Here is a 15,165-nt window from a genome sequence, read left to right as displayed (position 1 = left end):
TTCACCTAAATTGGTTGTATAAAATATATTATCACATATTTATCTGAAAATCTTCTTAAGGAAGCAGGTTTCCAAAAGAAGAAGTATCTTCAATCAGAAACCTGCAGATTCAACTATTCGGTTTACATCTTCGAATCATCAACTGAGTCGAGATAAGCTTCGATTTCCGGTAGAATGGATGGAATGGTTTCTGGAACGAACGGGTTCTTGAGACCGGCAAGTTCTACCAGCTGAAGGAATGGTTTGCTTCCACCTTCCTTACAAAGTGCAACATAATCATCCCATGCTTTATCACCCTCATTTCTGCTTCTTATGAAATACTGTAAAGCGCAGACCTGGGCAAGTGTATAGTCGATATAGTAGAAAGGCGAAGTGAAGATATGGAGCTGTTTGAACCAGAATCCTCCTCTGTCGTAGAATTCATTGTCATCATAGTTCTTCAGAGGCAGATATTTCTTTTCGATTTTTCTCCACATGGTCTTTCTTTCCTCTGGAGTCGCGTCCGGATTCTCATAGACAAAGTGCTGGAATTCATCCACGGATACGCCATAAGGCAGGAACAGCAGTGTTCCCTGAAGATGTGAGAACTTGTACTTCTCTGTATCTTCTTCAAAGAAAAGGTTCATCCAGGGCCAGGTGAAGAATTCCATGGACATGGAATGGATCTCGCAGGCTTCATAAGTCGGGAAGCTGTATTCAGGCACTTCGTAGTGTCTTGAGGAGAACACCTGGAAGGCGTGGCCAGCTTCGTGTGTCAGAACATCAATATCTCCTGATGTTCCATTGAAGTTCGAGAAAATAAACGGAGATTTGAAATCAGCGATATAGGTACAGTAACCTCCGGCCTGCTTTCCCTTCTTGTTGACAAGATCCAGCAGGTTATGTTCAACCATAAAATCAAAGAATTCTTTAGTCTCTCCTGAAAGTTCTTCATACATTTTCCTGCCGTTGTCGATGATCCACTCAGGTGAACCCTTAGGTACAGCGTTTCCTGTTGTGAATTCGATGGCTTCATCATAATACTTCAGCTCATCAAGTCCAAGTCTCTTCGCCTGTCTCTCTCTTAGCTTGACCACCAGCGGTACGATATGCTTAAGAATGGCTTCTCTGTATGTCTTTACTTCTTCTGGTCCGTATTCAGTTCTTAACAGGCCGTCATACGCCATCTGTACATAATTGTCATAACCCAGCTTTCTGGCCATCTTATGTCTGACTTTAACCAGTTCATCATAGATACGGTCAAATTCTTTTTCGTTTTCTTTGAAGAAACCGGAATAAGCTTCATACGCCGCCTTTCTGATTGATCTCTCGGGATTTTCCATAAACGGCACAAGAGCTGAAAGGTTGCGTTCCTCTCCTTCAAAATTTATGCTCGCTGAAGCGACCAGTTTCGAATACTCTGTTGAGAGGCGATTCTCCTCCTGCATGTCTTCGATGATTTCCGGTCTGAACGCCTTAATCGAAAGCTCCGCCAGATTAAGTAGATGTCTTCCGTACTTGTCTTCAATATCGTTTCTGAATGGAGTATTCAGAATGACATGATAGAACCTGGTTGTAAGATCCTGCATTTCAGGCATAGACATATCCACATATTCGGATTCCTTATCATAGAATTCATCCTTTGTATCGATACTGTGTCTGATCTCAACCAGCTGGAACATGGATTCCACATGCAGTCTGATTTTTATGAACTCATCCATCTTTTTCAGGAAATCATCTTTCGACTGTGCTTTTTCCATTTCCTCAAATATCTTAAGAACCTCTTCCTTGACCTCTGCCATTTCAGGTCTTACATACTTGTAATCATTAAATTTCATAAAGTCCCCTCCTACATATTATCAATATATGTTTCCTCCTGAATAAGTTCGATATCGAAGTTACTCAGAATAAAATCCGCCACTTTCTTTATGGTTTCCGCTGCAATGTCCTTACTGGACGAAACGGCAGACAAACCCAAAACGATACTCTTGTGATTATCCAGCTCCTCAGCTTCGATGACCGAAACATTGAATCTGTTTTTCACCTTGGCTTTAATGCTGTTTACTATGCTTCTTTTCTCTTTCAGAGAATGTACATAGCTGACCCTAAAATTCATCCTGGCTGCTGCCACGTAAATCATCTATAAGCACCACCCTTGCTGGAGCTGCTTCTGCTCCATCAATTTTGAGCGGAAAAGCGGACAAGGTATATCTGCCCTTTTCCACTGCGTCTGCATTAAGGTTTTCCATAATAATTATATCATTCTCCAACAGAGTTTTATGCACCTTGTAAGGAGAATCTTGTTCTATTGAGTCATTAACTGTACCGACCAGTCTTATCCCGCCTGCAATAAGCGCCTCTGCTCTTTCATGAGTCAGATATCCAGCCTTGGCAATCACTCTTCTGGTTCCCCGTGGAAGCAGATCTTCGAAGGAGTCGGTAACTATGACCTCTCCATAGAACAGCCCAAGATCCATGTCATTCAGATTTTTCCCCTCATCTATGAAATGACTGGGGAAATCAAGATGAGTTCCAGCGTGAGTATTCAGACTTATACTGTGTACGGAATATCCATCATCAGGAACGCTACGGACTTTTCTGATTTTCACTTCAGGATCGCCCTCGTATACAGGCATATCATTAAACAGCGCCTTTGAGATATCGATTATTCGGACAGGTGAAGGGGCGGTGTACGCAGGTACATATCCTGTTTTTTCATCAAGGCTTACATTCTGATCCGCTCTGCCACCCTCGGCAGCTCTATACATCGGTGCGTCAAACTTCAGGAAGTGCCTGTTTTTCATGTAGTAATAGACAAAGTAGATTGTGAAAATGATATATAAGGCAACCAGTACGAGTCCAAGTATTTCATATCCGGATCCCAGCATGTCATTGTCACCGATAATGAGCGGCAGAGAAAACGCGATAAGATTGTTGACCATATGTCCTGCCATGACAAGCAGTAGACTTCCGGTTCTATGATAGATAAAGCAAAGCACAAAGCCGATCACCGCTGTAGGCACCATGGTCTGAGCGTGGAGAAGTCCGAAGATCAGAGAGGAAACAACCATAGCAAACAATGTGCTTCTCTTTCTGTTCAGAAGGTTGAAGAAAATTCCTCTGAATACTATCTCCTCCACAATGGGGGCAAGAATGACAACAGAGATAAAAAGCAGAATCAGCTCCATCTTATTCGTCTGAAAACTGATGCCTTCCATAAGCTCCGACGCTTCCATATAGGATTCGTAAAGTCCAGGCAGAAAATTCTGAAGGATCAGCACATAGATTATCGTGACGAGCCCACCCACGAGAAATGGAAGAAATGCCAGATGAAGCGATTTCTTCTCTTCTCCGCCATCCATCATAATCCTTCTCTCCATCTTGGTAAGTCCCAGATAGTAGAATGCGATAAACATCAGGACATAAAAAAGAATCTGAATGTAGTATATAGCGTAACCGGTAGTATCGTTAAAAGCGAATGCTGCAGCGCTGAAAATGAGCAGTGCAAAAACCGCAAACAGCATCAGAACAAATTTGGTGATACTGAGCTTTTCAAATTTCAAAGTCATGATTATCCTCCTGCAGACCTTATTAGTTTTTATATTACTATGAATTATCGATATGTTCTTAGTATACCAAAACCAGTAATAAAAACATAATTTTTATCATGAACCAGCAAAAATACCCCCTACTCTGAGAATCGCAGGAGAGAGCAGTTCAAATGAAAAATCTCCATACCTCATCAGCATGGAGATTTTTCTCATATTTTACACATTGAATCTGAAATTGACCACATCACCTTCACGCATGATGTATTCCTTACCTTCAATTCGGTATAGACCTTTTTCCTTAGCATGTGCCTCAGAACCCGATTCCATGAGTGCGTCATAAGAAATCACTTCAGCTCTGATAAATCCTCTCTGAATGTCAGAATGGATCTTACCCGCAGCAACAGGCGCTTTGGTACCGACCTTTATGGTCCAGGCTCTTACTTCCTGCTGCCCTGCAGTAAGGAAGCTCATGAGACCCAGAAGTCTGTAGCTTTCCCTGATCAGGCGATTGAGTCCTGTTTCACTGATACCGTATTCCGCAAGCATTTCCAGTTTTTCATCATCTTCAAGACCAGAGAGTTCTTCTTCAAGTCTTGCACATATGGTCACCATACCCGCATTCTCATCTTTGATGTATTCTCTTACTCTCTCAACAAGCTCATTCTCTTCACCTGAAATCAGATTTTCTTCTGAAATATTTGCTGCATAAAGCACATCTTTAGACGTCAGAAGAAAGAGGCTTCTGATGATTTCCTTTTCATCTTCAGTTGCTTCGAATGTTCTGACCGCTTTACCTGCTTCCAGGTGAGCTTTGATCCGTTCCATGAGGTCATACTCAGCCTGAGCTGTCTTGTCTCCTGAGCGCTTCAGCTTCTGCGCCTTGTCCATACGTTTCTCCAGTGTTTCCAGATCGGAAAAGATCAGTTCAAGATTGATCGTCTCGATGTCTCTTATAGGATCGACACTTCCCTCCACATGAACGATGTTGTCATTTTCAAAACATCTGACCACATGGACGATGGCTTCAACTTCTCTGATATGGCTCAGAAATTTGTTTCCGAGACCTTCTCCCTGTGATGCCCCTTTGACAAGACCGGCGATATCATAGAACTCGACATTGGCAAAAACCTTCTTCTTTGAATTATACAGTTTCTCCAGGTGGTCAAGTCTCTCGTCAGGTACTGCCACAACTCCGACATTCGGCTCAATGGTGGCAAAGGGATAATTTGCCGCTTCTACTCCGGCTTTTGTTATTGCATTAAATAATGTACTTTTCCCTACATTGGGAAGTCCAACTATTCCTAATTTCATTCTTATTCCTCACTTTTCATTCATCTACATCTAATCAATTATACAGATGAATGGGTAATTTATCAAGGAATTGGCATCGAATTAATCTAAACCTACAATACCCAGATGCAAGAATATCCTCACTTCGATAATAACCAGAAATCAGAAGGCCAATCAGGACAGGCTACTTCACAAGTCTATACCACTCATCATTGCCGACTGTCTGGTATTTCATCATATTACATTTCTGTGCCACGCGTCGCGAAGCGGTATTCTCTTTTTCGATTTCTGCGATTACAGTCTTCACGCCATCCTGCTGCAATATCCATTCAGATAGGACACTTACAGCCTCTGTCGTATATCCTTGTCTTTCGTATTTCAGGTTGATTCCGTACCCGATTTCAATGTCCTCACTATCCGATGGTGCGTTTTTGCATGAAATGCTGCCGATAATGGTTTTTGTGGATTTCAGTGCATAGACCCACATGGTATAGAAGTGCAGATTCTTAGATGGATCTTTAAGAACATTCACGCGTCCGGAAAAAATATGATATAGAATTCCTTCCATCAGCTCCCCATCATAGCTGTACCCTGTACTTTCTTCAAAATCCGATCTTCTGTTTAATAGTGCATCAAGCTCTTTGGCTGTTAATGGGAAAACAACAAGTCTTTCTGTTTCAAACATTGATTCAACCCTCCATACAGTCTGAATTTACGGGAATATGTCATTTCAGTATTTATCTTTCTTTCATTAGAATATCATACTATATTAATATATTATATGATATTCTAGTTTTTTATCTTCTATAAACTTTTGTGTCTTTATCTGCCATCTCATAGGAGTGAGTCCTTGAGTCTCTATCACATAAAAAATGACTGCTTTAAGATATTTCGAAAATCCATGCATATATAAAAAAAAAACCCTTCTCATAATGAGAAGGGTCAATATTCTATACTAAGGTGGAATTGAGCATCCAGAGTTCTTTCTGGTAGTATGCGGTGATTTCATTCATGATATCCACCGTCGGATCATCTCCAGCCTTTTCAGCTTCTTCCTTTACTTCCAGTGTCAGTCTAAGAAGATATTCGAAATCGGTCTTCACAAGCTTAACCAGATCAATATCCTTGCCGAACTCTTCACTTCTTTCTTCAATCTTTGTTATTTCCAGTGCTTTCTTTACTGTTGCAACAGGCTTATATCCCAGCTGAAGCATTCTTTCAGCTATTGCATCCATGTCCTCAGTAGCCTTGTCATAATAACCTTCAAAGAGTTCATGCATTCTGTAGAACTGCTTGCCCTGTACATACCAGTGCACATTATGAAGTTTCGTGTAGGATACCATTAGATCTGCAACATACTGATTCAGTTTATTTTCTAAATTTGTCATAAGTTTAGTCCTCCTGAGCGTGAATGTTCATGCGAAATTTAATAAAGAACCCCCCAAGTTCTGGGGGGTGCTGTGTTCAATTATGCTAATGTAGCCTTGATCATCCAGAGCTGTTTCTGATAATAGGCAGTAAACTCGTTCATGATATCCACTGTAGGGTCATCACCTGCTTCCTCAGCAGCTTCTTTGACTTCCAGTGTAAGCTTAAGAAGATATTCGTAATCTTTATTTACGATCTGAACAAAATCAAGATCCTTTCCGAATTCTTCAGTTCTTTCTTCAATCTTTGTCATTTCAAGTGCGCTCTTAAGGTTAGCTACCGGTTTCATGCCAAGCTGCAGCATTCTCTCAGCGACAACATCCATATCCTCAGTAGCCTTGTCATAATACATCTCGAAAAGTTCATGCATCGCATGGAACTGTCTTCCTTCTACATACCAGTGCACATTATGAAGCTTTGTATACATCACCATAAGATCCGCCACATACTGATTTAACTTGATTTCTAAATTTGCCATTAATATCTACCTCCAAATACTTTATAATTGATTTAATTTATAATGATTATAAATTAGCTTATCTCTACTATAACCCAATTCATAAGCACTTTCAAGTGTTAATTATGTCTAATTAGTAAATAAATTATAACTATTACAATTTATTTATTACTGCCTGCCATATATCTTGTCGATGACAATTGAAAGGATATCTTCCTTGATGGTTCTTGATTTCTCAACAAGTTCATCTGTCTTGACTTTAAGCCCGATGTTCTCTTCATTGACTTCAGAACCTGCCAGATTGATGAATACATTAAGTGCTGCGCCTTCGATGGCACCATGAATCAGGATAGCCGCAACCCCTGCATCGGAGATGGCATTCTTGTTTCCATATTCAGTGGCCACTCTTAAGGAATCGTACATCTCAAAAGCCTCTTCAGCGAGCATAAGAGGTACTTCCAGAACACGTTCTTTCGCTTTATCGATCTTTTCTTTTCGAACCGCTTTCTCTTCATCCGTATTCTTCGGCAGTCCAAATCCGGCCATAAGCTCATCAAAAGAACTGGCGTCATCCACCATAAGTTCCAGATAGCGTTCTCTGAATCTGTCTGTTGCCTCCCTGGCTTCTTTCATGGAGTCTACAACGGACTCAGGACAGTCCTTAGCCGCTTTTTTGTCTATGGTCAGATTGAACACCATAGAGGTCAGAGCTGCCGCGAGCGATGCGCTGAGTGCTGCAGCTGCACCACCACCAGGAGTTGCTTTACCTTCAGCAAGTACACTTGTAAAATCATTGACAGTTAATTCTCTTAACATGTTTTCACCTCTTACTTAATATTTTAACGCTTTGATTGTATTAATACAGACTTGTTGTCATATATTAATCAAACATTATCATAATCTTAACATAAACACAGATTAATATCTATTTTTAACATATGCAGGTATCGAGAATATCATAGACTTTATTCATTTCTTCATACATAATCACATCTTTTTCGATGAATCTCACTTTATCCCTGATTGCAGAATATATTTTGCCCGTTTCTTTACCAAGCTTGAAATCTTCTCTGAAATCGATCGCCTGACAGGCTGCAAATGCTTCAATCGAAATGACTCTTCTGGTATTTTCCACGATTTCACGAAGTTTTCTGGCAGCAGTATTCCCCATGGATACATGATCCTCCTGATTTGCAGAAGACGGTATGGAGTCCACCGATGCAGGATGGGAAAGTATTTTATTCTCCGAGACAAGCGCAGCTGCAGAATACTGCGTGATCATGAATCCTGAGTTCAGTCCACCAGAAGGAGCAAGGAATGCAGGCAGGTCGTTCAGCTGGTAATTGACAAGTCTCTCAAGTCGTCTCTCGGATATATTCGCAAGTTCAGAAACCGCAATAGCAAGAAAATCAAAAATCAGAGCCATGGGTTCGCCATGGAAATTGCCGCCTGAGTATATTTCATCCTGATTGAGGACAATAGGATTGTCTGTCACAGCATTGATCTCGATATTGATTTTATCCAGGGCATAGTCCAGCGTGTCTTTGATCGCTCCGTGAACTTGAGGAATACATCTTATGGAATAGGCGTCCTGTACCCTCAGATCGTTCTGTCTGGTCACAAGCGTGCTGCCTTCCAGATTATCCAGTATTTCCCTTGCAACGGCGATCTGCCCTTTATGTCCTCTGACTATATGCAGCCTCTCATCAAATGCTGTGGTGATTCCTCTAAGTGCTTCCATGGTAAGTGCCGCGGATAAATTTGCTGTCCTTAACGCTCGGACTGCATCATAATAAGCCAGTGTGCCAATTGATGTGAGTGCCTGAGTTCCGTTAATGAGTGCCAGTCCTTCCTTCGCTTCCAGCTCTACCGGCTTAATGCAGGCTTTATTCATCGCTTCTTTTGAAGGCATGACTACCCCTTCAAATTCCGCATTTCCCTCACCTATTAGTGTCAGCACCATATGCGCAAGAGGTGCCAGATCCCCGGATGCACCGAGTGAACCTTTTACGGGAATTACGGGATGCACCTTCTTGTTCAGCATATCCGTAAGTGTTTCAACGGTCTCAAGTCTTATTCCTGAGTATCCCCTCGACAGTGCATTGATTCTAAGGAGCATAAGTCCTCGTACTTCTTCGGTTTTCATGGGAGATCCTACACCGCAGGCATGAGAGATGATCAGGTTTCTCTGCAGATCCTTCAGTTCATCATGCCCGATCTTCACTTCGGAAAATTTACCGAAGCCTGTATTCACGCCATATACCGCCTGTGAGCCTTCTGCCGCTTTCTCAAGCATCTTTCTGGACGCAGTGATTCTGTCTTTTGTTTCCTTACTTAATGATACTTCCTCATATCCTCTTGCAGTCCTTATAAATTCTTCAATCGTCAGCTTTCCATTTTCTATTGTAACCATATGCTACCTCCTAATATCTCTATCATAATATGAAATCGTTTATATTTAAAGAGATGATTGAGAAACTCATGGAATTTCGGCATAATAAACACTTCATTTTTTGAATCTGTTAATATTATAGGAATATTCAATCTATTATAAAGTAAAAGAAACAGCGACTTATAATCGCTGTTTCATAAGGTTTATTTGATTTTATTGTCGATGATTCCGATACCCAGCTCATCCAGCTGTACACGGTCAACTGTATTTGGTGCTTCAGACATCGGATCATATGCATTCTGATTCTTTGGAAATGCGATAACATCCTTGATGTTGTCTGTTCCTGCAAGGAACATGACCAGTCTGTCCATACCGAAAGCCAGTCCGCCATGTGGTGGTGGACCATACTTGAACGCTTCAAGCAGGAATCCGAACCTTTCCCATGCTTCCTCTGTACTGAAACCAAGAAGTGAAAACATTTTTTCCTGAAGCTTGGAATCATGGATTCTTATTGAACCGCCACCTAGCTCTTCGCCATTAAGGACCATGTCATAGGCTTTGGCGCGGGCTTTTCCAGGATCGGTTTCAAGAAGATGCAGATCTTCCTCCATAGGACTTGTGAACGGATGATGCAGAGCGACAAATCTTCCCGCTTCTTCATCTTTCTCCAGCAGCGGGAATTCTGTTACCCACGCAAACTTGAACTCTTCCGTACCTTCAAGTAGACCATATTTTTTAGCCAGGTCAAGTCTAAGCGCGCCCAGTGACTGGAATACCACCTCATCCTTGTCTGCAACGATAAGAACCAGATCTCCGGTCTTCGCTCCGGCTTTTTCTGCGACTGCTGCCAGCTCATCATCACTGAAGAATTTGGACAGTGCTGATTTCATGCCGTCCTCTTTCATCTGAATATAAGCCAGTCCCTTTGCTCTGTATGTCTTCACAAATTCGCCCAGTCTGTCGATGTCTTTTCTGCCCATGGAAGCACCACCTGTTAAGGTGATGGCTCTCACGCTGCCACCCTGCTCTATGGCATTCTTGAATACCACGAATTCTGTATCCTTAACGAGCTCAGTGAGATCCTTAAGCTCCATTGCGAATCTCAGATCAGGCTTGTCCGATCCGAATCTCTCCATGGCATTCTTATAGGTCAGTCTCTCGAACGGCACTTTGACTTCCTTATCGAGGACTTCTTTGAACACTCGCTGGACAAGTCTTTCATTCAGTTCGATGATATCCTCTACACCCACAAAACTCATTTCGATATCGATCTGAGTAAACTCGGGCTGTCTGTTTGCTCTCAGATCTTCATCTCTGAAGCACTTTGCAATCTGGAAGTACTTGTCAAATCCTGAAACCATCAGAAGCTGCTTGAATATCTGAGGGCTCTGTGGAAGAGCATAGAAGCTTCCAGGATAGTTTCTTGAAGGTACGAGATAGTCTCTTGCGCCTTCAGGTGTGCTCTTGTTGAGAATCGGTGTTTCCACCTCAAGGAACCCTTCTCCATCCATGAAATTTCTGATGGAAATATAGGCTTTACTTCTCAGCTTGAATATTCTCTGCATGTCCGGACGCCTGAGATCCAGATATCTGTACTTCAGTCTGATGTTTTCAGCAGCATCCAGATTCTCTTTGATGTAGATCGGCGGAGTCTCAGATTCTGAAAGGATCTTAAGTTCCTCTGCAATCAGCTCCACCTGCCCTGTAGGCATGTTGTCATTGACAGACTCTCTTCTTGCCACTGTTCCTCTGACAAGGATACAGAACTCATTACGCAGCCTGTCCGCTTTTTCGTAAGCTTCCTTTGAAGATTCTTCCTTGAAGACAACCTGAAGGATACCCTCTTTGTCTCTCAGATCGCAGAAGATCAGAGACCCGAGATTTCTTCTTTTTGCAACCCAGCCGGTTACAATAATCTCTTTGCCGATCAGATTCTCATTCACAAGACCGGCCATGTGTGTTCTTCTTAGTTGACCCAGCATTTCACCCATTATCATTCACCCCTATTGACCAGCTGCAGAATATCCTCTGCAGCCAGTTTTACTTCTACTTGTTCTCCGCTCTGCATTTCCTTAAGTGAGGCCTTGTCATTTACAAGTTCATCATCACCCAGAATCATGGTGTAGCGTGCACCGACTTTATTGGCATACTTCATCTGTGCTTTAAGCTTTTTGCCCATATGATCGATATCGACTTTCAGTCCCTTTATTCTCAGCTCATGAGCCATGGACGCCGCCTTCAGCGCTGCATCATCTCCCATGGAAGCAATGAAGATATCGAATCTCATGGGTTCAGGAATAACGACTCCTTCATCGGCCATGGTCATGAGCAGTCTTTCAAGGCCCAGCCCAAATCCTACTGCAGGCATCTGCGGTCCACCGATTTCTTCGATAAGATAATCGTATCTTCCTCCTCCGCAGACAGTGATGGATTTGTTTACAATCTCAAACACGGTCTTGGAGTAGTAATCAAGACCTCTTACAATTCCCTTATCCACTTCATATCCGATACCCATGGCATCAAGATATTTCTTCAGCTTGCTAAAATGGTCGCTGCATTCGTCACAGATATGGTCAAGAATAAGCGGAGCATCCTTAACGATCATCTGACAGCTCTTTTCCTTGCAGTCAAGGATTCTCATAGGATTCTTATGGAATCTTTCCTGACATACAGGACAAAGCTCCTCATAATGTGGAGCAAGGTATTCCTTAAGCTTGAGATTGTATTCCATTCTGCATCCAGGATGTCCTATGGAATTGATCTTCAGTGTAAGTCCGGTTATACCCAGCTCCTCAAAAGCTCTCATGGCAATGGATATGACTTCAGCGTCAGCTGAAGGTTCCTGGCTGCCGAAAAGTTCCACTCCGAACTGATGATGCTGACGAAGTCTTCCTTTCTGCACATTTTCATACCGGAAAACAGGTGTGAAGTAATAAAGCTTTGTGGGCTGAGCATCCGCATACATTGAGGATTCGACAAAAGCCCTCACAGCGGGAGCTGTTCCTTCCGCTTTCAGCGTGATGCTTCTCTCCCCCTTATCCAGAAATGTGTACATTTCTTTCTGGACGACATCCGTAGTTTCACCTACCCCTCGTATAAAAAGTTCAGTGCTCTCAAACATCGGCGTTCTGATTTCTCGGAATCCATATTCATGGGCGATTCCCTTTAGTTTTTCTTCAATATGATGCCATTTATATGCATCCATCGGCAGCATGTCCTTGGTACCTTTAGGTGCCTGCAAGTCCATAATCTTTCCTCCTTATTCCTTCAGGAAGCTCATTTTATTTTCCATCATTTCCTGAAATCTTTCTGTATAGTCATTCAGCCCTTTGAAATTGGCGAAACGTTCGATCTTTCCGTTCTTCACTTTTTTGGTGACGCCGTCTGCGCCTACTGCGATGATGGTCTTGATTTCTTCGATCATCACCATATTGTAAAGATTTTCCATGCCTTCTTTTGCATAGCCTACATTCTCAAGATTCCCGACCATATTCTTCTGCCTGTACATGTAGTAAGGCATAAGACCGAGATCTCTTGCCATACGATCGGTTTTTTCATACATAAGGTTCATCTCTTCCTGTGAAGGCAGGGCATATTTCTTCTCCATAAGAAAATCCTCATATAGTCTTGAAGCTCTTTTCAGTGCCAGACCATGAACGGTGATGCTTTCAGGAGAAAGCTTTCTGACCGCATCTATGGTATTCTCCACATCAGAAAGATGCTCACTGGGGAGACCTAAAATCATATCCATATTAATATTATCAAAACCCATGTCCCTTGCCAAATTAAATATCTCAATGACCTTATCATGGCTATGATTTCTGCCGATCAGCCTGAGTGTATCATCATTCATGGACTGAGGGTTGATGGATATCCTTGTGGCATTGTATCTTTTCATGCTCTCCAGTTTGGTTTCTGTTATGCTGTCCACCCGCCCAGCTTCGACCGTGAATTCAAGAATATCTCTGTCTTTTATGAAACAGTCAGAAATGGTCGCCATGACATCTTCGAACTCTTCATCTGATACCGCTGTAGGTGTTCCTCCCCCGAAGTAGACATTGTTGATTTTCAGGCGGTTCCCGTCGATGTGCGATCTGATGATGTGCATCTCCTGCTTCATAAGTTCCAGATATCTGTCTTTATACTGATTGCCCCGATATACATTGGAAGCGAAGGAACAGTAGAGACATCTTGATGGACAGAAAGGCATTCCGATATAGATATCCACGGAATTTTCAGTATCCACAGTCTTAAGGAGCATGGATTCCTTCAGTGCCACCTCGTATGCCAGAAGAATCTTGTCTTTATCCGCCAGATACTCTTCCTGAAGCTCCTGAACGACTTCATCGCGGTTTCTGCCTTTTTCGATGAGTTCCCTTACGATCTTGGAAGGTCTGATGCCGATGAGGATACCCCATGGAAGATGTTTCTCTGTTTTCTTCTCAAGGAGAATAAACAGGGCTCTGCGCATGACATTAAGGTCTCTGTCCGGATAAGGGGAGGAACTGATTTCTCCGAAGAAATCTATGGTCATCTCATTTCCTCTGACCTCCACATGAATATCCGCCTTTGTTACATCTGCTTCATCCAGAAATTCAATCTTACCCGCAGGATAAAAAAGCGTTACGATATGGTAGACGTGATACCTGAGGGAATTATTGCTTTTAACTTTGATCATTGTTCTCCCCTATCTCAGATAACCATTGAATGCTTTTTCCATCCCGATTGTCGTTTCCGGGCCATGCCCAGGCATAACTCTTGTATTTTCAGGTAAGATCAGCAGTTTATTTCCGATGGAAGCAAGAAGCTCAGCCATATCTCCACCTGGAAGATCGGTTCTACCTACTGAATTCTGGAAAAGAACATCTCCTGAAAAAAGAACACCCTCTATGAGAAAGCTCAGACTGCCTTTGCTGTGGCCGGGTGTTTCAAGAATCCTGATTTTTTTGCCTGCAAAAAGGAATTCATCCCCTTCTTTGAGAAAATGATCTGCTTTTCTCATTCTTCCAAAGGCGGTCTTTCTCTGCTCGATGTATTTCATATCAATCTCAGAAATATAAACCGGAATGGAAAAGGCGTCTCTTACAGCATCAACCGCTCCCACATGGTCCACATGACCGTGGGTAAGAAGTATGGATTTAAAGTTCACCTTATGATTCTTCAGATAAGCAACCAGTTCCGGCCCTTCATCACCCGGATCGATGATGAGCGCATCTCTTGTATCTTCATCTATGACTATATAGGCATTTTCCTGGTATACGCCCAGGACTGTTTTTTTAATCTGCATAATTCCTCCTTTATCTGAATCAGTTACCAGATGGGAGCAGCATGTTCAGCATTTCGCTGTCACCTGACATATAAAGCGGCATCTTACCGTCCCATTTTTCAAGAAACATCTTGGACTTCATGTTGTCGTCATAAGTCTGTGAGAGGATCTTGTTGGTTTCCGCCTGAATTTCGGCTTCCTGTCTTGCGTACTCTGCAGTCTTTACCTTCTCCTGCGCCACAATCTTCGCTGTAATGGCACTTTCATACTCATCACTGAAATCATGATTTGTAATCTGCATGGATACGATATTGATTCCGTATGGTTCCAGCATGGTTCTGGCATTTTCCGTCATAGATGAGGCCAGTTCCACTCTGTTGCTCACAAGTTCACTGATGCTGACCGTAGATACTCCATCCTGAACGGTTGTGGCCAGTGCAGGAGCAATCAGGCTGCTCTGGTGATTACCAAGAAACTTCATATATAAGTCCATGACTTTAGAAACATCAACAGAATATAGTGTTGTAACATATTCTGTAGTTGTCTGCATGTCTCTTGTGGATGTTTCATAAACCCCTTCTACCGTCTTTGTCGAGGTATCAATCTTTGTAACTCTGCTGATGAGTGGCGCCACCCATGTGACTCCGCTCTCCGCCACTCTGGTGACTTTACCAAGTGTTGTGATTACGCCTACCTGTGAGGGTTTGATGACTCTGACTCCAAGTAGTCCGATAATCAGCACTAATGCTGCCAGTCCTGCAATGATTTTTGTTTTCATAATTTTTCCCCTTTGCTGCTCATC

Annotated in this window: 14 protein-coding genes; all 14 read right to left on the bottom strand. The window is 42.5% G+C overall.

Annotated features, from left to right (window positions below):
• Nucleotides 1–122: 122 nt before the first annotated feature.
• A complete protein-coding gene (locus tag RTX25_RS02135; RefSeq protein ID WP_312649889.1) occupies nucleotides 123–1,817 on the bottom strand; it encodes a M3 family oligoendopeptidase in 1,695 nt (564 codons plus the stop codon).
• Between the two features lie 11 nt (nucleotides 1,818–1,828).
• A complete protein-coding gene (locus tag RTX25_RS02130; RefSeq protein ID WP_312649888.1) occupies nucleotides 1,829–2,119 on the bottom strand; it encodes a DUF503 domain-containing protein in 291 nt (96 codons plus the stop codon).
• On the bottom strand, nucleotides 2,085–3,548 hold the full coding sequence (locus RTX25_RS02125) for a type II CAAX prenyl endopeptidase Rce1 family protein (protein WP_312649887.1): 1,464 nt from the start codon (nucleotides 3,546–3,548) through the stop codon (nucleotides 2,085–2,087). The genes RTX25_RS02130 and RTX25_RS02125 overlap by 35 nt, the downstream gene beginning before the upstream one ends.
• A 198-nt stretch (nucleotides 3,549–3,746) precedes the next feature.
• A complete protein-coding gene (gene ychF / locus RTX25_RS02120) occupies nucleotides 3,747–4,841 on the bottom strand; it encodes a redox-regulated ATPase YchF (protein WP_312649886.1) in 1,095 nt (364 codons plus the stop codon).
• A 163-nt stretch (nucleotides 4,842–5,004) separates the two neighbouring features.
• Complete coding sequence (locus RTX25_RS02115) at nucleotides 5,005–5,505, bottom strand: GNAT family N-acetyltransferase (RefSeq protein ID WP_312649885.1); 501 nt, start codon at nucleotides 5,503–5,505, stop codon at nucleotides 5,005–5,007.
• Nucleotides 5,506–5,770: 265 nt separating this feature from the next.
• On the bottom strand, nucleotides 5,771–6,208 hold the full coding sequence (locus RTX25_RS02110; protein ID WP_312649883.1) for a DNA starvation/stationary phase protection protein: 438 nt from the start codon (nucleotides 6,206–6,208) through the stop codon (nucleotides 5,771–5,773).
• Between the two features lie 80 nt (nucleotides 6,209–6,288).
• Entirely contained in the window at nucleotides 6,289–6,726 is a 438-nt protein-coding gene (locus RTX25_RS02105; protein WP_312649881.1) for a DNA starvation/stationary phase protection protein, read from the bottom strand.
• Nucleotides 6,727–6,873: 147 nt separating this feature from the next.
• Nucleotides 6,874–7,521 carry a cyclodeaminase/cyclohydrolase family protein gene (locus RTX25_RS02100; RefSeq protein ID WP_312649880.1) on the bottom strand — a complete coding sequence of 216 codons (648 nt, stop codon included), beginning with the start codon at nucleotides 7,519–7,521 and terminating at the stop codon, nucleotides 6,874–6,876.
• Nucleotides 7,522–7,636: 115 nt separating this feature from the next.
• Nucleotides 7,637–9,118 (bottom strand): histidine ammonia-lyase, encoded by a 1,482-nt coding sequence (gene hutH, locus RTX25_RS02095; protein WP_312649878.1) that lies wholly within the window; start codon nucleotides 9,116–9,118, stop codon nucleotides 7,637–7,639.
• 182 nt (nucleotides 9,119–9,300) lie between these two features.
• Nucleotides 9,301–11,088: an aspartate--tRNA ligase gene (aspS, locus tag RTX25_RS02090; RefSeq protein WP_312649876.1), complete on the bottom strand. Its 1,788-nt coding sequence runs from the start codon at nucleotides 11,086–11,088 to the stop codon at nucleotides 9,301–9,303.
• A gap of 2 nt (nucleotides 11,089–11,090) precedes the next feature.
• Nucleotides 11,091–12,344, bottom strand: coding sequence for a histidine--tRNA ligase (hisS, locus tag RTX25_RS02085; RefSeq protein WP_312649875.1), 1,254 nt, complete (start codon nucleotides 12,342–12,344; stop codon nucleotides 11,091–11,093).
• A gap of 12 nt (nucleotides 12,345–12,356) precedes the next feature.
• A complete protein-coding gene (hemZ, locus tag RTX25_RS02080) occupies nucleotides 12,357–13,775 on the bottom strand; it encodes a coproporphyrinogen dehydrogenase HemZ (protein ID WP_312649873.1) in 1,419 nt (472 codons plus the stop codon).
• Nucleotides 13,776–13,784: 9 nt separating this feature from the next.
• Nucleotides 13,785–14,384, bottom strand: coding sequence for an MBL fold metallo-hydrolase (locus RTX25_RS02075; protein WP_312649871.1), 600 nt, complete (start codon nucleotides 14,382–14,384; stop codon nucleotides 13,785–13,787).
• Nucleotides 14,385–14,403: 19 nt separating this feature from the next.
• Nucleotides 14,404–15,141 carry a prohibitin family protein gene (locus RTX25_RS02070; RefSeq protein WP_312649868.1) on the bottom strand — a complete coding sequence of 246 codons (738 nt, stop codon included), beginning with the start codon at nucleotides 15,139–15,141 and terminating at the stop codon, nucleotides 14,404–14,406.
• Nucleotides 15,142–15,165: the final 24 nt, after the last annotated feature.

It is taken from the genome of Proteiniclasticum sp. (assembly GCF_032054185.1).
Classification (GTDB): domain Bacteria; phylum Bacillota; class Clostridia; order Clostridiales; family Clostridiaceae; genus Proteiniclasticum.
The sequence above is the reverse complement of the archived record's forward strand: the minus strand, read 5'-3'. Positions and strand labels throughout refer to the sequence as shown.

Excerpts from the sequence above, each read along its gene's own strand:
- RTX25_RS02135 (WP_312649889.1), bottom strand. The coding sequence starts at position 1,817 with ATGAAATTTAATGATTACAAGTATGTAAGACCTGAAATGGCAGAGGTC.
- RTX25_RS02130 (WP_312649888.1), bottom strand. The coding sequence starts at position 2,119 with ATGATTTACGTGGCAGCAGCCAGGATGAATTTTAGGGTCAGCTATGTA.
- RTX25_RS02125 (WP_312649887.1), bottom strand. The coding sequence starts at position 3,548 with ATGACTTTGAAATTTGAAAAGCTCAGTATCACCAAATTTGTTCTGATG.
- ychF (WP_312649886.1), bottom strand. The coding sequence starts at position 4,841 with ATGAAATTAGGAATAGTTGGACTTCCCAATGTAGGGAAAAGTACATTA.
- RTX25_RS02115 (WP_312649885.1), bottom strand. The coding sequence starts at position 5,505 with ATGTTTGAAACAGAAAGACTTGTTGTTTTCCCATTAACAGCCAAAGAG.
- RTX25_RS02110 (WP_312649883.1), bottom strand. The coding sequence starts at position 6,208 with ATGACAAATTTAGAAAATAAACTGAATCAGTATGTTGCAGATCTAATG.
- RTX25_RS02105 (WP_312649881.1), bottom strand. The coding sequence starts at position 6,726 with ATGGCAAATTTAGAAATCAAGTTAAATCAGTATGTGGCGGATCTTATG.
- RTX25_RS02100 (WP_312649880.1), bottom strand. The coding sequence starts at position 7,521 with ATGTTAAGAGAATTAACTGTCAATGATTTTACAAGTGTACTTGCTGAA.
- hutH (WP_312649878.1), bottom strand. The coding sequence starts at position 9,118 with ATGGTTACAATAGAAAATGGAAAGCTGACGATTGAAGAATTTATAAGG.
- aspS (WP_312649876.1), bottom strand. The coding sequence starts at position 11,088 with ATGGGTGAAATGCTGGGTCAACTAAGAAGAACACACATGGCCGGTCTT.
- hisS (WP_312649875.1), bottom strand. The coding sequence starts at position 12,344 with ATGGACTTGCAGGCACCTAAAGGTACCAAGGACATGCTGCCGATGGAT.
- hemZ (WP_312649873.1), bottom strand. The coding sequence starts at position 13,775 with ATGATCAAAGTTAAAAGCAATAATTCCCTCAGGTATCACGTCTACCAT.
- RTX25_RS02075 (WP_312649871.1), bottom strand. The coding sequence starts at position 14,384 with ATGCAGATTAAAAAAACAGTCCTGGGCGTATACCAGGAAAATGCCTAT.
- RTX25_RS02070 (WP_312649868.1), bottom strand. The coding sequence starts at position 15,141 with ATGAAAACAAAAATCATTGCAGGACTGGCAGCATTAGTGCTGATTATC.